The 16,481-nt window shown below is 67.2% G+C and carries 18 protein-coding genes; 9 read left to right on the top strand and 9 right to left on the bottom strand.

Features of this window, described 5'->3' with window-relative positions; translation table 11 throughout:
• Window positions 1–84 precede the first annotated feature (84 nt).
• Window positions 85–918, top strand: coding sequence for an amidohydrolase family protein (locus tag A6E15_RS13150; protein WP_076148354.1), 834 nt, complete (start codon window positions 85–87; stop codon window positions 916–918).
• Between the two features lie 60 nt (window positions 919–978).
• On the opposite strand, the gene A6E15_RS13155 is transcribed toward A6E15_RS13150, so the two are convergent.
• A complete protein-coding gene (locus A6E15_RS13155) occupies window positions 979–2,307 on the bottom strand; it encodes a glycerate kinase type-2 family protein (RefSeq protein ID WP_076146844.1) in 1,329 nt (442 codons plus the stop codon).
• 208 nt (window positions 2,308–2,515) lie between these two features.
• The gene (purH, locus tag A6E15_RS13160) at window positions 2,516–4,147 is read right to left on the bottom strand and encodes a bifunctional phosphoribosylaminoimidazolecarboxamide formyltransferase/IMP cyclohydrolase (protein ID WP_076146845.1); all 1,632 of its coding nucleotides are present in this window, start codon (window positions 4,145–4,147) and stop codon (window positions 2,516–2,518) included.
• A gap of 177 nt (window positions 4,148–4,324) precedes the next feature.
• Between purH and purB the strand changes: the two genes are divergently transcribed.
• Complete coding sequence (purB, locus tag A6E15_RS13165; protein WP_076146847.1) at window positions 4,325–5,710, top strand: adenylosuccinate lyase; 1,386 nt, start codon at window positions 4,325–4,327, stop codon at window positions 5,708–5,710.
• An 82-nt stretch (window positions 5,711–5,792) separates the two neighbouring features.
• Here the strand turns inward: purB and A6E15_RS13170 are convergent, their stop codons facing one another.
• Window positions 5,793–6,614 carry a hypothetical protein gene (locus A6E15_RS13170; RefSeq protein WP_139326593.1) on the bottom strand — a complete coding sequence of 274 codons (822 nt, stop codon included), beginning with the start codon at window positions 6,612–6,614 and terminating at the stop codon, window positions 5,793–5,795.
• A gap of 208 nt (window positions 6,615–6,822) precedes the next feature.
• On the opposite strand from A6E15_RS13170, the gene A6E15_RS21025 reads away from it, so the two are divergent.
• The 3 genes from A6E15_RS21025 to A6E15_RS13180 all read left to right on the top strand — a co-directional run bounded on the left by A6E15_RS21025 (window position 6,823) and on the right by A6E15_RS13180 (window position 8,617).
• A complete protein-coding gene (locus A6E15_RS21025) occupies window positions 6,823–6,969 on the top strand; it encodes a hypothetical protein (protein WP_175607260.1) in 147 nt (48 codons plus the stop codon).
• A 373-nt stretch (window positions 6,970–7,342) separates the two neighbouring features.
• Entirely contained in the window at window positions 7,343–7,885 is a 543-nt protein-coding gene (locus tag A6E15_RS13175; RefSeq protein ID WP_076146850.1) for a TasA family protein, read from the top strand.
• Between the two features lie 33 nt (window positions 7,886–7,918).
• The gene (locus A6E15_RS13180; RefSeq protein ID WP_076146852.1) at window positions 7,919–8,617 is read left to right on the top strand and encodes a TasA family protein; all 699 of its coding nucleotides are present in this window, start codon (window positions 7,919–7,921) and stop codon (window positions 8,615–8,617) included.
• 141 nt (window positions 8,618–8,758) lie between these two features.
• Here the strand turns inward: A6E15_RS13180 and A6E15_RS13185 are convergent, their stop codons facing one another.
• The 3 genes from A6E15_RS13185 to A6E15_RS13195 form a co-directional block, all read right to left on the bottom strand.
• Entirely contained in the window at window positions 8,759–9,064 is a 306-nt protein-coding gene (locus A6E15_RS13185; protein WP_139326594.1) for a hypothetical protein, read from the bottom strand.
• 113 nt (window positions 9,065–9,177) lie between these two features.
• On the bottom strand, window positions 9,178–9,801 hold the full coding sequence (locus tag A6E15_RS13190; protein WP_076146856.1) for a signal peptidase I: 624 nt from the start codon (window positions 9,799–9,801) through the stop codon (window positions 9,178–9,180).
• Between the two features lie 11 nt (window positions 9,802–9,812).
• The gene (locus tag A6E15_RS13195) at window positions 9,813–10,406 is read right to left on the bottom strand and encodes a DUF7344 domain-containing protein (RefSeq protein ID WP_076148356.1); all 594 of its coding nucleotides are present in this window, start codon (window positions 10,404–10,406) and stop codon (window positions 9,813–9,815) included.
• A gap of 411 nt (window positions 10,407–10,817) precedes the next feature.
• On the opposite strand from A6E15_RS13195, the gene A6E15_RS13200 reads away from it, so the two are divergent.
• The 3 genes from A6E15_RS13200 to A6E15_RS13210 all read left to right on the top strand — a co-directional run bounded on the left by A6E15_RS13200 (window position 10,818) and on the right by A6E15_RS13210 (window position 11,999).
• Window positions 10,818–11,240, top strand: coding sequence for an EamA family transporter (locus A6E15_RS13200; protein ID WP_076146858.1), 423 nt, complete (start codon window positions 10,818–10,820; stop codon window positions 11,238–11,240).
• Complete coding sequence (locus A6E15_RS13205) at window positions 11,240–11,656, top strand: EamA family transporter (RefSeq protein ID WP_066302916.1); 417 nt, start codon at window positions 11,240–11,242, stop codon at window positions 11,654–11,656. The genes A6E15_RS13200 and A6E15_RS13205 overlap by 1 nt, the downstream gene beginning before the upstream one ends.
• Before the next feature lie 79 nt (window positions 11,657–11,735).
• Window positions 11,736–11,999, top strand: a complete 264-nt coding sequence (locus A6E15_RS13210) for a hypothetical protein (protein ID WP_076146859.1) — start codon at window positions 11,736–11,738, stop codon at window positions 11,997–11,999.
• Window positions 12,000–12,038: 39 nt separating this feature from the next.
• On the opposite strand, the gene A6E15_RS13215 is transcribed toward A6E15_RS13210, so the two are convergent.
• Genes A6E15_RS13215 through lysA form a run of 3 tightly spaced genes read right to left on the bottom strand, consistent with a single transcriptional unit; the run spans window position 12,039 to window position 15,461 of the window.
• On the bottom strand, window positions 12,039–13,208 hold the full coding sequence (locus A6E15_RS13215; protein WP_076146861.1) for a M20 family metallopeptidase: 1,170 nt from the start codon (window positions 13,206–13,208) through the stop codon (window positions 12,039–12,041).
• Between the two features lie 13 nt (window positions 13,209–13,221).
• Window positions 13,222–14,103 (bottom strand): diaminopimelate epimerase, encoded by an 882-nt coding sequence (gene dapF / locus A6E15_RS13220; protein ID WP_076146863.1) that lies wholly within the window; start codon window positions 14,101–14,103, stop codon window positions 13,222–13,224.
• Complete coding sequence (gene lysA / locus A6E15_RS13225; protein ID WP_076146864.1) at window positions 14,100–15,461, bottom strand: diaminopimelate decarboxylase; 1,362 nt, start codon at window positions 15,459–15,461, stop codon at window positions 14,100–14,102. The genes dapF and lysA overlap by 4 nt, the downstream gene beginning before the upstream one ends.
• A 197-nt stretch (window positions 15,462–15,658) precedes the next feature.
• On the opposite strand from lysA, the gene A6E15_RS13230 reads away from it, so the two are divergent.
• Window positions 15,659–16,432, top strand: a complete 774-nt coding sequence (locus tag A6E15_RS13230; RefSeq protein WP_076146866.1) for a hypothetical protein — start codon at window positions 15,659–15,661, stop codon at window positions 16,430–16,432.
• Window positions 16,433–16,481 lie beyond the last annotated feature (49 nt).

Genomic DNA, 16,481 nt, shown 5'->3' on the forward strand with positions numbered 1-16,481 from the left:
GCGATTGCCCGTGTGAACCGTCGACACGACGGGTCGGCGACGAGCCGGTAGGGAAATATGGGTCCGCTCGGAATGACCGGACGAATGCTGGAGCTGGAACACGGGTTCCGCGTCGTCGACGTCGCGACGCGGCTGCCGCCGGCCGACGGTACGGGGGGCCCCGGCGTGCCGACGATCACCGCGGACCGCCTCGAGCGGGAGATGCATCAGGCGGGGATCACGGGGTCGATCGTCTTCCCGCCCTCGCTCCCCGAAGCGGACTATCTCGCGCCGAACAACGGCGTCGCCAGACGCAGCGTCGACCGGCCGTTCGTCGCTTTCGCCCGGATCAACGGCACCGAGACGCCGGGCCAAACGGCCACCGACCGGCTGCGCAACGCCGTCTCCGGCCGCGAGGACCGCCACACCTCGCCGAGCGACGTCGAGAAGTTCGCCTACGACGACCGCTTTCACGGGTTCGTCCTCGACCCCGCCGTCGACGGCTACCCCGACGAGGACGTGCTGGCGGCGCTCGAGAACGTCGACCTCCCCGTGATCGTCCGCGGCGGCGTCGACGCGCCCCCCGAGACGCTCGCCGAGACGCTGCTCGGCCGGTCGTTCCCCGTCGTCGTCGGCCGGTTCGGCGGCCACCCGCTGAATCGGGAGCTGATGGACGAGATGATCGACCTCCTCGACGAGTACGACGACTGCTACCTCGAGACGAGTTTCGTCCGCTACCGCGAGCAACTCGAGCGCGCCGTACTCGAGCATCCGGACCGCGTCTTCTTCGGCAGCGGTGCCCCGGACTGTCACCCCAACGTCGCGGTCATGGAGATCCTCACGCTGGACGTCTCCGAGGACATGCTGCGCCGCGCGTTCTCGAAGAACGCCTGCCGCGTGATCGACGCGCTCGCGCCGGAAGCGGACAACTGGAACTGAGCGCGCCACACTCGTCGCCCGTCGTCCTCCGAACCGTCGCGGGACTGGTCCCCTACCGTTCTACTGAACGACCAGCACCCGCAGATCGTTCAGGTTCGTCCCCGTCGGCCCCGTGAGAACGAGGCCGTTTCCGGACTCGAGGTACGGACAGACGTCGTTGTCGGCCAGCGCCGCCCGCGCCGCGTCGGGGTCCTCGACGGTCGCCCCGTCGACCAGCGCGCCGGCCGCGTCGGTCGCCCCGTCGATACCGTCGGTGTCGACCGCGGCGACCGCGGCGTCGGTTCCGCTCGCCGCGAGCGACAGCGCCGCGCTCGTCGCGAACTCCTGGTTCGGACCGCCCGCCCCGTCGCCGCGGACCGTCACCGTCGTCTCGCCGCCGGAAAGGACCGCGGCCGGCGGTTCGATCGGCGTCCCGGTGGCCCGGATCTCCTCTGCGATCGCGACGTGGGTCGTCGCCGCCTCGCGGGCCTCGCCGCGGACGCGCGAGGAGAGAACCAGCGGCTCGTACCCCCGCTCGGCCGCCGCGTCCCGCGCCGCCTCGAGGACGGTCATCCCGTCCGCGACGACGTGATTCGAGACGCGCTCGAACGCCGGATCGGCCGGCCCCGGCGTCTCGTCGATCTCGCCGGCCGCGCCGCGCTCGAGGCGCTCGCGGACGGCCTCGGGCACGTCGATCCCGTAGCGCTCGAGGACGGAGCGCGCGTCGGTGAACGTCGACTCGTCGGGGGCGGCCGGGCCGCTGGCGAGCACGCTCGGGTCGTTCCCGACCACGTCGCTGAGGATCACGCCGGCGACCGTCGCGGGGGCGGCCCGGCGGGCCAGTCGGCCGCCCTTCAGCGCCGAGAGGTGCTTGCGGACCGCGTTGATCTCGCCGATGTCGGCCCCGCTCTCGAGCAAGGCCTCGGTCGTCGACTGCAGGGCGGCCAGCGACACGTCGCCGGCGGGCGCGGCCATGAGCGCGCTGCCGCCGCCGGTGATCGCCGCCAGCACGAGCGCGTCCTCGCCGGCCGCGGCCGCCGCCTCGAGCAGGGCCCGCGTTCCCGCGACCCCGCGCTCGCTCGGCGTCGGATGGTCGCCCTCGCGGACCGTCACGCGCTCGGTCTCGACGGGGTCGTCCGTGACGACCACGCCCCCGTCGATCCGATCGCCCAGGATCTCCTCGAGCGCCGCGGCGACGTGGGCCGCGGCGTTGCCGCCCCCGAGGACGACGATCTCGGCGTACGCCTCGAGGTCGTAGGTCGCGTCGGCGACGCGAAGGGTCTCGCCCTCGAGCGAGACGGCCTCGCGGACGACAGTGCGTGGATGCCCCGCCTCGATGCCGGCTTCGACGCAGGCGAGCGCGGTCTCGCGGGCGTCGCTCGTCGCGAGTCGGTCGCGGTCCGCGATCACGCCTTCCCACCCCGGGCGGCGTGCGGTCGCGGACCGGCGTCGGCGCTCGAGTCGGTCGCGGTTCGATCGGCGGCTCCCGTCGCCGTCATGTGTGAGCGGTCAGTCGCGACCGGCTAAAACTCGCGGGGTCGGCGCGCTTCGTGTCAGGACGCTCGCAGGAGTCGGGTGGGAAACGCGTCGAACGAAATAGAGGCGGAAAACCGCCCGCTCAGTCGTGTCGAAAACTCCGCTGACCCGTAAACGCCATCGCCATCCCGTGTTCGTCCGCGGCCTCGATCACGTCCTCGTCGTTGACCGAGCCGCCGGGCTGAATCACCGCCTCGATGCCCGCCTCGACGGCCTCCTCGATGCCGTCCGGGAACGGGAAGAACGCGTCCGAGGCCATCACCGCGCCCTCGGCGTCTTTCCCCTCCGCGTGTTCGTCGGCCTTCATCGCCGCCAGTCGGACCGCGTCGACGCGAGAGACCTGTCCCATGCCGATACCGACCGTCTCCGTGCCGTCCGCGAAGAGGATGCCGTTGGACTTGACGTGTTTCAGGGTCTGCCACGCGAAGACCATCGTCTCGAGTTCCTCGTCGGTGGGCTCGCGCTCGGTGACGACCTCGAGGTCGTCGGTCGAAATCGACTGGAGGTCCCGTTCCTGAACGAGGCGGCCGCCGACCAGCGGCTTCTCGGTGAAGCGCTCTGTTCGTTCGCCGAGTTCGCCCACATCGAGGACGCGGAGGTTGTCCTTCTCGCAGAGCACCTCGAGGGCGTCGTCGGTGTAACCGGGGGCGACGACGACCTCTTTGAAGGAGTCGACGACCTGCTCGGCGGTCGCGGCGTCGCACTCGCGGTTCAGCGCGACGATGCCGCCGAAGGCGCTCATCGGGTCCGTCGAGAGGGCCTTCTCGTAGGCCGTCGCGAGGTCGTCGGCGGTCGCACAGCCCGCCGGGTTGGTGTGTTTGATGACCGCCGCGGCGGGCTCGTCGAACTCCTTGATGAGATTGAGCGCGCCGTCGGCGTCGTTGTAGTTGTTGTACGACAGCGCCTTCGCGCCCTCGTTCAACTGGTCGGCGTGGACGACGCTGGCCTCGTCGGCGGTGTAGTCGGCGTAGACCGCGGCGTCCTGATGGGGGTTCTCCCCGTAACGGAGTTCGTCGGCGCGGTCGTCCGAGACGAGTCGACGGGCGGGCAGCCCCTCCGAATCCGGCGCGGTCGGGGTATCGGCGTCGACCGTCACGTCGCCGGCCTCGAGGTCGATATCGACCGCGTCCTCGGCGAACCACTTCACGGCCCGGGGATAGGCGCGGAACTCGCCCTCGTGGAGGACCCGCTCTTTGAGGTCGTCCTCGTCGTCGCCCTCGTAGACCGGGAGCGGCTCCTGCGTGACGATCGGGCCGGCGTCGACGTCGTCTTCGATCACGTTGCCGTCGGCGTCGGTCGCGTCCGTGACGACGTGGACCGTACAGCCCGTGACCGAGACGCCCGCCTCGAGCGCGTCGCCCCAGGCGTCCATCCCGGGGAACGACGGCAGCAGCGCGGGGTGGACGTTCAGCGTCGTGGGGGCCGCCTCGAGGAAGGTGTCCGAGAGGATCCGCATGTAGCCGTCCAGGCAGACGAGGTCGAACTCGTAGCCCGAGAGGGCCTCGAGAACCGCTTCCTCGTGTTCGGTGCGGTTCATGTCGTCCTCGAGCGGGACGATTTCGGTCGGAATCCCCCGCTCGGCCGCGCCCTCCAGCACCGGCGCGTCCGGATCGGTCGCGAGGATCACGGCGAACTCGGCCCCGCCCGGCGCTCGGTCGACGATGTTCAACAGGTTGCGCCCTCGGTTGCCGGCCATCCCGGCGATTCGCGTCATGGTCGTACGCCCGCCCGCGAGGGGCAAAGCCGTTGCGGTCTCGATCCCCGAGTTATGCACAACTGTGTATCGTTCGGACAGTATTTCCGAATCGGACGCTCGAGATATGCACGCTCGTGACTCCGTGCGGGTCGCGGTTTCGATACGCTTTTGCACCGCGCTGGAAAGACTCGCACGATGACCGACACCGACGCCCTGTACGCCGTCTCGCCGCTGGACGGCCGGTACGACGGCCGGACCGCACCGCTGTCGCCGTACGCGAGCGAGGCCGCCCTGATGCGGGCCCGCGTTCGCGTCGAGGTCGAGTACCTGATCGCGCTGGCCGACCTCGAGGCGACGCCGCTGGAACTCGGCCTCGAGGACCGCGAGGAGCTACGGGGCCTCTACAAGCACTTCGCCGAGGAGGACGCCGAACTGATCAAGAAACTCGAGACCGAGGGCCACGCCGGCTTCGAGGCGACCAACCACGACGTCAAGGCCGTCGAGTACTTCGTCCGCCACCGGCTGCCCGACGGCAGCGACGCCTCGGCCTGGATCCACTTCGGGCTGACGAGCGAGGACGTGAACAACCTCGCCCACCGGCTGCTGGTCCGCGACGCCGTCGACGAAGTGCTGCTGCCCGAGCTGTACGACGTCCGCGACGCCCTCGCGGAGATGGCGCGGGAGTACCGGGACCTGCCGATGCTGGCTCGCACCCACGGCCAGCCCGCGACGCCGACGACCTTCGGGAAGGAGATGGCCGTCTACGCCGCGCGGCTGGGTCGCGCGACCGGCCGGATCCGACGGGCGACAGACGACCTGCGCGGCAAACTCGGCGGCGCGTCGGGCACCTACGCGGCCCACGTCGCCGCCTATCCCGACGTCGACTGGCAGGACTTCGCGGAGAGTTTCGTTCGGGAGTTGGGCCTCGAGTTCGAACCCCTCACCACGCAGGTCAACCCGTGTGACGATCTGGCGGCGCTGTTCGACGCCGTCCGCGGGGCCAACGACGTGCTGCTCGACCTCGATCTCGACATGTGGCTCTACGTCTCCGACCGCTACCTCGGCCAGGAGGCCGTCGAGGGCGAAACCGGCTCCTCGACGATGCCCCACAAGGTCAACCCGATCGACTTCGAGAACAGCGAGGGGAACCTCTCGAAAGCGAACTCCGATCTGACCTTCCTCGCCGACTACGTCACCACTTCCCGGCTCCAGCGGGACCTCTCGGACTCGACGGTCAAGCGCAACATCGGCGGGGCCTTCGCCCACTGCCTGATCGCCTACGGGAAGACCGCCGCCGGCCTCTCGAAGGTCGTGCCGAACGAGCAGGTCATGCGCGACGACCTCGCGAACACGCCCGAGATCATCGGCGAAGCCGTCCAGACGATCCTCCGGCGCGAGGGCCAAGAAGACGCCTACGAGCGCGTCAAGGCCGTCACCCGGGGCAAGGACGTCACCCTCGAGGACTTCCGCGACATGTTCGACGACCTCGAGATCGACGAGAGCGTTCTCGAGGAGCTGCGCGCGCTGACGCCGGCCGGGTACACGGGCGTGGCGAGCGAGTTGGTCGACGGCCTCGAGTAGACGGGTTCCGGCGGGATCTGCATCGCCCGCCGCGTCGACGAAGCCGGTAGTAAAATTACGTTTCAGGCACCTATCTCGGTCGCTACCGGCGGCTTCGGAGTCGAACGTCGTACTCACACGCCGTCGAGATTCGATTCAGGGACTCCCTGACGGCTGCCATCGTTTCCGCGTCGGGAAACCGTAGTTCGGACGGTCGATGTCGGCCGAGTAGCCGGTCGAGTCGTCGGCGTAGCCGCGTCGATGCCGCTCCGTCCGGGGTCGACCAAGTGACGACGGCGGTCAGGTCCGTCTCGTCGAATTCGATAGCTGCGATCGCCTCGAGATCGTACGCTCGAGACCGCGTGGAGTCGTCGATGACGAGTTCGACGCAGGTCGTCCCCGCCCGCAGTTCGTACCGTCGTTCACCGACGGCCCAGGAGTGCAGGTCCGACCGGGCGAGCAGGCACGTTTCGGTGAGCGAACGAACGGACTCCCGTAACTCGGCTTTCGTGGTCGCATCGAGACCTCGGAGATTGGCGTTTCTGACGTGTGCCTCGTCCGGCGTCGAGTGATACCGCCACTCGTCGTCGTCGACGACCAAAATCTGTTTGACGTCGTAGAGCCGCCACGTCCGCTCCGGTTCGGAAGAGATCGAGAACGGGACCATCGCCGTCCGCCCGTCGCCCTCGAGCGATCGGTGGAACTCGGTTCCGAGATTCGGTGCCCACGTCCGACGCTCGTCGGAAACGCGTCGGAAGTCGGTTCGAAGCGCCTCGAGCGCTCCCGGGGCCCGAGTGGCGAGTTCGTCTTCCCACACGAGGACGCGAAGCGCCGTTCCGTGTTCGACGGCCCACTCGAGGACCGCGTTTTCGGCCTCGATCAGTCGAGCATTGTAGCTCCGGTCGGTCGCGTCCGTCTTTCGCACGAGGAGTCTGTGCGTCCAGTTCGACGGGTATGGATCGAATCCGGACAGCATCAGTTGATCAGTCGGATAAAATTTATCACAGCTACATATAATTTGTCCGCTGACGATCCCGAACCCGTCGTTACGCGGGGACGCCGGTCAGCGGTTTAACGACCATACCCGGTTGCGATCGCGTACGCAATAGCCTGACGACCGCAGGAATCGAACCGTGGTGCATCTGCGGTTTCTCGAGCGCGTCGGAGCCGTCACCAACTTCGACGAGGTCGCCCCTGCGGATATCCGCGAGGAACTGCGGGCGTTGACGCTGGCCGGGTACACGGGCGTGTCGAGCGAGGTAGTCGACGGCCTCGAGTAGGCGGTCGACGCGTTCTGGAGATCGGACGTCTTGGAGACAGAGATCGGATAGCATGAGCGGTCTCGTCGGAACTATAGTAGCCACTGAAAGTCATTGTACACCCGATCGCACGACGGCTGTGCGATCGGTGTGTAAATCGTTTCAGTTGTTCCTATAGACGTCGTATATTGACGAGATCTACGTTTCAACGATCTGTTTATCGATCTTATACGGACTCTCAGACGAATTGAGGGTCCCCCTCTCGTATTGTCAGGTGGTGTATATATACTGGGGTGTGTAGCATAGCCGTTCTCGAGTCGCTCCGGACGTGGGGAGGTGACGGACGGTGGGTCCGGCCGCCGAACGCGATGGAGCGGCTACGGAGAATACGACTATGACGGACAAGAAATTCGACCTCTCGCGGCGCAAGGTACTCGGAAGTATCGGCCTCATCGGCGCTGGCAGCGCGGTTGCAGGCGCAGGGACGATGGCGTATTTCAGCGACACTGAGGAAAGTACAGGCAACACCGTATCCGCTGGGACACTCGATCTGAAGGTCAATGGGAATGACATTCAGGATGGAGCTAGCGTGAATATCGGCCCTCTCGTCCCTGGTGATTCAGAATCTTACTCGCTCAATCTGGGGGTTGAAGGCGATACCGGCGGAGATCTGTACCTCAAGTTCGATTCTGGGGGGGCGCTTGAGGACGATCTCGATCTGTCCTGGGACGTAGCCGGTGGTAACTCAGGGGATGTCAACCTCGAGAATACACCGACCGGCTGGATCTCTACGAACCGAGGAATCGACCCAGAGGACGACCCTGTTAGTGGCACCTTCACTGCGACACTACCTGAGAGTGTCGGGAACGAAGCTCAGGAGGAAGAAGTCGACATCGATGTCGCGATGAAAATCGTCCAGTACGGCGGTTCCCCCTAACTGAGCCCGTTCCCTCGCCGGAATCCTCTAATTATGTTTGACGACAACAGTAGCACTCCACTGACCCGGCGTCGTCTGCTCGGTGTCCTAACAGCTATCGGCGTGACAGGAGCGGCATCAGGTGCCGGAACGTGGGCGTACTTCAGCGACACGGAGGAGAGTACCGGAAACACCATTGAAGCCGGTACGCTCGATCTGAAAGTCTCCGACGACGGCGACGGGTTCGGGGACGGCGTCTCCGGTTCGTGGACGATCTCGAACGCAAAGCCCGGTGACAGCGTGATGACCAACGTCTCGCTCCAGAACGCCGGCTCGCTGGAAGCGGACCACGTCGAGATCGGCTTCTCGGTCGACGAAACCGAGTCCGACGGGTCGACAGGGACCAATGCGGCGGACACCATGCCCTCGAGTGCCGATGGCATGACCGAGCAGTTCAAGGTCACCGTGTTCACGTACAACGGTACCAACGTCCTCGAGGACCTGTTGGACGCGAACGGCAACGGCCTCGTAGACGTCGATGATCTGGTGACTGGGAACGACGCACCGCTCGACGATCTCAATCCGCCGCCGAGCGCGAACGGCGGCACCGAGACGATGACGATGCAGTTCCGGTGGGCTCACGACGACGAGTTCGACAATTCGGTATCCGGTACCAACAACGACTATCAGGGCGACGAGTTCGACCTCACGGTCACCTACGCCCTGCATCAGGACACCAGCCAGGACCTGTAGCGTCCCCTCCCACCTCATCCTTCTCGGCGACTCGAGGTACTGAGAGGGTACAAAGCGAACATACCGCCTATCGCGACTGAGTAGATATCTGTCAGCGACACGAACGGGGAGCCGCCAGTCAGAAGTCGATCGATGAAACGGCTACTGACGGGTCGACACGTTCGCTGCCGTCTCGTTGGTGCCCTGTCCGTTCGGTTCGGTTGTCGACGCGTTCTGAGCGGTCTCAGCCGTCACCGGACCGTCGGCGTCGGATTCTTCACTAATAGGGTCTCCCAATTCTGATTGGGTTTCACTCTCGTTCATTTCGCGTTCGTTCTCGTCGCTGCTCGTGTGGCTGTCGTTCGTCTCATTGCCATCGGATTCGTTTTCGTTGCGTTCGTTCGGTTGCGGTTCGTCGTCGGTACCCATCGACTCGTTCCAGTCGGCCCCGACCTCGCCGAGCGTCACCACCTCCTTGTCGGTTAACCCGCTCGTCGTCGTCGACGCCGTCGCCCCTGTCAGCGCGAACGCGATCACCGCTAGCAGCACGAATCGGGTTCGTTGGTTCGGTTGCATTGGTATCAATCGTCTTCCGTCGGTTCCGGAGCGCCGTGGTCCGCCGCTCGAGCCCCCGCAGAATCGCCGTTACCGTCCGCGTCGGAGGTATCATCGTCGCCTTCAGCTCTTATCCATGCGCGGTACAGGTTCCATACTTCCGAGACGGCCAGCAACGTACCCGGGACGATCACGAACAGTGCGATCCCGAGCCTCGAGCCGGCGAACAGAACCACGTGACCGATGTGCGGCAGCGTCTGCGTGTGCCGGCCCTCGACGGCGCTGGCCGACACGAGATCACCGTCGGGTTCGTCGTTCGCGTCGCCCTGCGTCCGGAACTGTCGTTCGCCGTCGCGTTCGACGACCTCGACCACGCGGTGAGTAGTCCGCTCGCCGCTGCCGTCCGCGTACGTGATCACGTCGCCCGACTCGATCGACGCGGGATCGACGTCCTCAACGAGGATCACGTCGCCCGACTCGAACGTCGGGCTCATGCTGTCGGAGAGGACGACGTGGCTCTGGCTGGCACCCGCCAGTTGCGGGACGCCGACGATCAGGAACGGGACGACGATCGCGAGCAACACGAGGACGCCGACGACGTTGACGAGAGACCGCCGCTCCGGAAGGGCCTCGCGTATGGCATCGTTCATCGTCGGTCACCTCACGCCGGCGGGTCCCCGGCCGAACCGAGTCGGTTCGCTCGTTCGTGATACCGATGCGCGATCGCCGACCCCACGAACAACAGCGTGACGAGGGCGGCGAGTCCGAGCCCGGGGACCTCCGAGAGCGGGAAGAGACCAACTCCCGAAAGCGTCACCGCGACCGCACAGAGACCCCCGAGCCCGAGGTAGTACGTACTCCAGGGAATCTCGTCGTGCGGAACGACGTCCAAGTACACCTCGAGTTCGGACGCGTCGTCAGTCAGTTCGATGACGCCGGCCGAGGAGTCGAACTCGACGATGTCGTTCTCGTCCATCTTCGGCAGGTGAGACTGCCGAAGCGCCGTATAGACGCGCATTCGCTGCTTGTGGGTCACGGCGTCGACGTCGACATCGTTCTCCCAGGCCGCGAGCTCCCTCGATAGCTCGCGGAGAGACACTTCCCGCTGTTCCCGCATGAGATAGTGCAGGCTGTACCGCCGTCGCGGACAACTCAGCACGGTGAACGCCACGTCCTGAGTCAGTCCGTCGCTCGCGTCGTCGATCCTTTCGTCAGTCTCCTCGATCGCGGTCTCGCCGATCGATTCGACGCTCATCCGTTCGACCACCGGGGTCGGCGGCGAACGGTCCCCTGTACCGTTCTCGGTCGAAGTCTCCCCCTCATACGATAGTGTGATCCGTCCTGTGGCGACTGTGGTAAATAGTTATTAACTGGTTGTCTCTCGGCGAGACGTTCTAGCCGAGATTAATAATAGAATTACGTACTCGAGGATAGGCCTATTATCGAATTATAGCGAATACGTCCGTATTCACCCCTGTACTGTAGCTTTCGGACATTTCTGATAGTGTTTGATACCAGACATTAGTACTGGGCGCGAATCGGAACCGAAACCCGGTCACCAACGAGCGAGTTCGAGGGCTCACCTCGAGCCGCCCGTCCGCTTCGCGATACCGGATCGCGGTACCGGAATAGTGACACTATTGGACGCCCTCAATCGAGGGCTCGTATGGAGTATCTGCTCTGGGTGATCGTCGCCCTCCTCGCCTACGGGCTGATGGCACCGCTGACGAGTTTCGTGACGGCGGAGGTCCCGCCCGCGGTCGCGCTCTTTCTCTCGACGACGGTCTTCCTCTGTCTGACGGCGGTCGTCCTCCTGGTGACCGGGACGGGCCAACTGGCCGACGTGACGACGCCGTCGGCGGGGATCGTCTACGTCGCCGGCCTCTTCCTCTCGACGGGGATCCTCGCGTACTATCAGGCCCTAGAGCAGGGCCCGGTCAGCGTCGTCGTCCCGATCTACGGCCTCTTTATCGTCGGCAGTTCGATCGTCGGCATCGCCGCACTGGGCGAGGAGTTGACCGCCACGCGGGCGGCCGGGATCGCCGTCGCGACGGCTGCGATCTACCTCGCGGCCGGAGGTGAGCAGTGATGCGCCGGTACCTCGAGCTGTCGGTCCTCGCCTGTCTGGCCTACAGTCTGGTCGCCCCGCTGCTCTCGATCGCGATGACCGACCTGCCGAGTTCCCTCGCCGTGTTCCTCTCGAACTCGGTGATGTTCGTCACGGTCGGCCTCGTCGTCCGCTATCGCGGACATCCCGTGCGGCCGTACCTGCGCCATCCCCGCACCCCCTACATCCTCGCGATGGGCGTGCTGCTGACGATCGGGCTGTTGACCTACTACCGGGCGCTCGCGCTCGGTCCGGTGAGCATCGTCGTCCCGATCTACGGCCTGTTCATCGTGGTCAGTTCCCTGCTCGGGATCGTCGCGTTCGACGAGGCCGTCACCCCGCGAAAGCTCGCCGCCATCGCCCTGAGCGTGGTCGCGATCGCACTGATGTCGGTCTGACGGCGGCCGGACGACCGTTCCGGCCGTCGAGCAGTTCACGAAGCGAACAGTATTGTTCGTGCCGGCTCAAGTGACACTAATGCGAACCGCCCTCCGCTATCACGCGTCCATGGCCGTCATCGGCGGCGCGCTCGCCCTCATGGGACTGGCCACGCTCTCGTCGTGGACCGTGTCCGTCCCGGCCGTCCTGCTCTCGGTCGGCGGCGTCGGAATGGTCCTCGCGACGGGCTACGAGGTCGTGCTGGCCGACGATCCGACGATCCCCGACGACCGACTGGTGAACGTCGTGACGATCGGCGCGGTCCTCACCGTCCTCGGGGGACTCCTGACGCTGCTGTCCTGAGGCCACGCCCGTCGAAACTGAGACGAGTCGTCCGTCGACTTATCCGACCAGTTCCGCCAGCGTCGCCTCGAGCGCCCGCGCCGCTGCTCGAACCGACTCGACCCGAACGTACTCCCGGGGCGCGTGTGCGACCGCGCCCTCGTCGTCGGCGAGGACGCCGGGGCCGAAGACGACCGTGGGGGCGTCCGCGGCGAAGTAGGAAGCTTCCGTCGCCGCGGTGAACGGCCGAACCTCGCCGCCGGCGGCGTCCGCGAGCGTCCGCACGACCGGCGCGTCGGGATCGGTGTCCCAGGCCTCGAGGAACGGCGTCGGCCGGTCGGTGAAGCGAAACTCGAGGCCGACGTCGTCGGGGACCGCGGCCCGGAGGCGCGCGGTCAGCGCCTCGTGGAACTCCTCGGCGGTCTCGGGCGGGACGCTCCGGCGGTCGACGGTCAGTGCGGCGTCGGCCGGCACCTGATTCGTGGCCGCGCCGCCCTCGACGACGGTCGGGGTCAGCGTCGCCGCGCCGAGTTGCGGGTGGGCCGGCGGCGCGTCCGCGCGCTCGCCGAACGTCCGGACCGCCTCGAGGACGCCCTCGAGGGCGGCGACGGCGTTGGTTCCGGTTTCGGGCTCGGCGGCGTGGGCGTTGGCTCCCGAGAGGTGGATCGTTCCCTGAAATCGGCCCTTGGCGGCCGTGCAGACGTCGAGGTCGGTCGGTTCGCCGACGATCACGGCATCGGCGTCAGCGGTCGGCGACTCGTCGCCGGAGACGAGCGCGTACGCGCCCGTCGAGAGGACTTCTTCGTCGGGCGTGACCGCGAGCGTGACGCGGTCGTCGGTCGGCTCGACTGCGAAAAAGGCCGACAACAGCGCCGCGAGCGGTCCCTTGGCGTCACAGGAGCCCCGTCCACGGATCACCGCGCCGCCGTCGGCCTCGGGCGCATCCGGAGCGCGCTCGCAGGGGACGTGAGGCGAGACCGTGTCGATGTGGGTGTTCAAGACGACGTGGGTCTCGGCCTCGGCCGCGGGCGAACCGCGACTCGCGAGCACGTTCCCGGCGTCGTCGACGCGGGGCTCGAGCCCGCGGGCCGCGAGCGTCTCGCGGAGGTAGTCGCGCATCGGGCCGACGTCCTCGTGGGAGGCATGTTGCACCGCCGTCTCGAGGAAGTCGATGGGATCGAACTCGTCGTCGCCGTCGGGGCCGCTCGCGGCCGGCTCGCTCCCGCTCATCGCTGGGCCCCGTTCACAGTTCGGTCGGCGACCGGACGGGCACCTCGCCGTCGAACTCGTGTTCGACGGGGCCGGCGAGCGTCGCGTTCCCCCGGTCGTTGAAGCTCACCTGCAGGTCCCCGCCCGGGGGCCGGACCTCGACCGGGTCGGCGTCGGTCAGTCCGAGCCGTCGCGCGACGACCGCGATGGCGACCGCGCCGGTGCCACAGGACTCGGTCTCGCCCTCGACGCCGCGTTCGTAGGTCCGCTGGTCGAAGCCGCCCTCGCCGTCGGGGCTGGCGATCGTGACGTTCGTCCCGACGGGAAAGGCGTCGGCGTAGCGGACCCGCGGCGCGACGGCCTCGAGGTCGACCGCGTCGATAGCGTCGGACGAGGTCCGACTGACCCCCGACTCGAAGAACTCGTCGGGAACGTCGTCGACGAAGCTCACGGCGTGTGGGACGCCGGTGTTGACCATCGTCACCTCGAGGCCTTCGATCTCCTCCTCGAAGACGGGTTCGTCCGCCCTGACGGGGACTTCGTCGGGGTCGAACGTCGGCGTCCCCATTTCGACGGTGATACCGCCGTCGGCCCGGTCCGCCCGCAGGGTGCCGGCCTGCGTGTCGATCATGACGCTGTCGGCTCCGGTCCGTTCCATCGCCCAGTCAGCCGCACAGCGCGCGCCGTTGCCACACATCGGCGCGGTCGCGCCGTCGGGCTGGACCAGCGTCATCACGACGCGGGGCGGTTCGAACCGGTCCTCGAGGGCGAGATAGAGGATCCCGTCGGCACCGACGCCGTCGTCGCGGTCGCACTCGCGTTCGGCGAGCGCGCCGCGGTCGGGGACGTACTCGTCAGCCTGAATGATTAGAAAGTCGTTGCCGGTGCCGTGGTACTTCTGGAATGGGACACTCATCGTACTGGGTCGTTGTCGGTGTCGGTCGCTCGGTCGTGGTCGTTCTTTCGGTCCGTCGGCGAGGCGCTTCGCGCCTCGCGTTCGGGTCGCGTCACGTCGGTAACCGTCTCGCGGCGGCGGGCGAGTCGCGCCTCGCTGTCCGCGAGGACGATCGATGCCGGTCGGGGTCTGCTGTTGTACTGGTTCGCCATCTCGTAGCCGTAGGCCCCCGCATTGCCGATCGCGAGTACGTCCCCACGTTTGCTTGCCGGTAGTTGACGGTCGGTACAGAAAACGTCGCCGCTCTCGCAGATGGGGCCGGCGACGGTCTGGGGGACGCGCTCGCGACCGGCGGGACCGTTCTCGGCCTCGATCGAGCCGTCCCCCGCCTCGGCGGTCAGGTTCCGGATCGGATGGTAGGCGTCGTACATCGCCGGCCGGAGCAGAGTCGTCATCCCGGCGTCGACGCCGGTGACGGTCGTCTCGCGGGCTTCCTTGACGGTGTTGACCTCGGTCAGCAACACGCCCGCGTCCGCGACGAAGTAGCGGCCGGGCTCGATCGTCAGATCGGCGTCGACCGCGCCCAGCGCCTCGCGGGTCGCCTCGGCGACGCTCTCGAGATCGAGCGGGGCCTCGTCCTCGCGGTAGGGTACCCCGAAGCCGCCGCCGACGTCGACGAACTCGAGGCCGCCGACGACCCCCGCAACGTTCCGCGCGAGGTCGCCCATCCGCGCGACGAACTCCCGGTGGGCCTCGAGCTGATCGCTCGAGACGCCGGAGCCGACGTGGGCGTGGATCCCGACGACGTCGAAACCGCGGTCGGCGGCATCCGCGAGTACGTCGACGGCTCGCTCAGCGGGGACGCCGAACTTCGCGGCCGCGCCCGTCGCGACCTTCTCGTGGTGGCCCGCGCCGATCCCTGGGTTCACGCGCAGGCAGAGCCGGCCGTCGTAGCCGCGTTCCTCGAGGCGGTCGATCGTGTCCTCCGAGCCGGCGGTGACCGTCAGTTCCGGCCCGTCGGCCCAGGCGTCGACGACCCAGTCGAGGTCCCGCGCCGGCGGGTTGACCGCCGTGTAGTGGACCTCGGACCCGGACGCGCCGGCCCCGAGCGCCCGCTGGACCTCGCCGGCGGAGGCACACTCCAGTCCCGCACCGGCCTCGCGCAGCGTCGAGAGGACCTCCCCCAGCGCGTTCGCTTTCACCGCATACAGGATCTCGGCGTCGGGAAAGGCGGTCTCGAGGCGGCGGTAGTTCTCCCGGACCCGCTCTCTGTCGAGGACGTACAGCGGCGAGCCGTAGTCCTCGACGAGCGTGTGTAGTTCGGCCGCGTCCCAGTCGGAGAGGCGGCGGACGGGCACCGAAGCCGCGGCGTCAGTCATTGGTACCTCAAAGTGAGCGGGAGGATTCAAGCGTTTGGGTTCGGATCGGGACGGAAGTCAGCAGTTCCGTCGCCGACCCGCTCGAGGCGGGACTCATCGACGGGAGAACCGACGGGGCCCGAGACGGCTTTCCGGCGGACGGTGTCCGGAAGGATCGAACAAAGCCATTATATTCCTGTCGTTAATTCCGAGGACCGATGGCAGCCACGAGAACGTCGACGCCGCGCCTGGACGTCTTCCTGGCTCTCGTCGCCGTCGGCTTACTCACCAGCCCGGCCCTGATGGTGCTTCTCGACGTGGGCGAGCGCACCTATCGGTACGAGCGCGTCGAAGTGACGACCGACGGCTCGAGCGTCGAATACGCGGACGAGAGCGCCGCGCCGGACCGAACGCCGGTCGACGGGGCGATCGCCTGTGCGGAATCGGGGCCGTACGCGTGGGAGGTCCGTGCGTGTACGTTCGAGGAGTCGGTACTCGAGAACGGAACCGTTCCGACCGAGTTCTCCTACGGGGCACCCGGCCGCGTCGACCTCCCGTTCCACCCGGAGCGATACCGGTACGTCTCGCTCAACGGCACCGTCTACGAGACGACCTACGTCGCGAACGAATCGGCCCCGCGAGACGACGGCTACCGCATCGACCTGACACTCGACCCGTCCTCGCCCGAGGCGGCGCTCGAACACGCGAGCCACGACGTGACCGCGAGGGAGGTTTCGTCGACGGCCGCCGAAGCGGCCCGGACCGGTGACGCCACGACGCTCCGGAAGGCGACCGTTCCCGACCGACCGATACGGCTCGAGGACGGGACGTACTACCGAGTGTACCTCGCCGAGGAGATCGAGCCGTCGGAGACGACTCGCAACCAGATCCTCGTTCTGACAGCGCTCGCGTCGCTTTCGGGACTCGGGCTGCTCGTCCATCTCTTCGGGCGGATCGAAGTGACCTACGTCGGGGGTCGTCACCGCCGCTAACGCGGGGCCGAGCGGTCGGCGGCGGGTATCGATCGCTCCGGTCCCCTAC

The organism is Natrinema saccharevitans (assembly GCF_001953745.1).
Classification (GTDB): Archaea; Halobacteriota; Halobacteria; order Halobacteriales; family Natrialbaceae; genus Natrinema; species Natrinema saccharevitans.

Bases quoted from the DNA above. Each gene is read 5' to 3' on its own strand.
- A6E15_RS13230 (WP_076146866.1), top strand. From the start codon at position 15,659: ATGGCAGCCACGAGAACGTCGACGCCGCGCCTGGACGTCTTCCTGGCT.
- A6E15_RS13180 (WP_076146852.1), top strand. From the start codon at position 7,919: ATGTTTGACGACAACAGTAGCACTCCACTGACCCGGCGTCGTCTGCTC.
- A6E15_RS13190 (WP_076146856.1), bottom strand. From the start codon at position 9,801: ATGAACGATGCCATACGCGAGGCCCTTCCGGAGCGGCGGTCTCTCGTC.
- A6E15_RS13195 (WP_076148356.1), bottom strand. From the start codon at position 10,406: ATGAGCGTCGAATCGATCGGCGAGACCGCGATCGAGGAGACTGACGAA.
- A6E15_RS13200 (WP_076146858.1), top strand. From the start codon at position 10,818: ATGGAGTATCTGCTCTGGGTGATCGTCGCCCTCCTCGCCTACGGGCTG.
- A6E15_RS13205 (WP_066302916.1), top strand. From the start codon at position 11,240: ATGCGCCGGTACCTCGAGCTGTCGGTCCTCGCCTGTCTGGCCTACAGT.
- lysA (WP_076146864.1), bottom strand. From the start codon at position 15,461: ATGACTGACGCCGCGGCTTCGGTGCCCGTCCGCCGCCTCTCCGACTGG.
- purH (WP_076146845.1), bottom strand. From the start codon at position 4,147: ATGACGCGAATCGCCGGGATGGCCGGCAACCGAGGGCGCAACCTGTTG.
- A6E15_RS13210 (WP_076146859.1), top strand. From the start codon at position 11,736: ATGCGAACCGCCCTCCGCTATCACGCGTCCATGGCCGTCATCGGCGGC.
- purB (WP_076146847.1), top strand. From the start codon at position 4,325: ATGACCGACACCGACGCCCTGTACGCCGTCTCGCCGCTGGACGGCCGG.
- A6E15_RS13215 (WP_076146861.1), bottom strand. From the start codon at position 13,208: ATGAGCGGGAGCGAGCCGGCCGCGAGCGGCCCCGACGGCGACGACGAG.
- A6E15_RS13175 (WP_076146850.1), top strand. From the start codon at position 7,343: ATGACGGACAAGAAATTCGACCTCTCGCGGCGCAAGGTACTCGGAAGT.
- A6E15_RS13150 (WP_076148354.1), top strand. From the start codon at position 85: ATGCTGGAGCTGGAACACGGGTTCCGCGTCGTCGACGTCGCGACGCGG.
- dapF (WP_076146863.1), bottom strand. From the start codon at position 14,103: ATGAGTGTCCCATTCCAGAAGTACCACGGCACCGGCAACGACTTTCTA.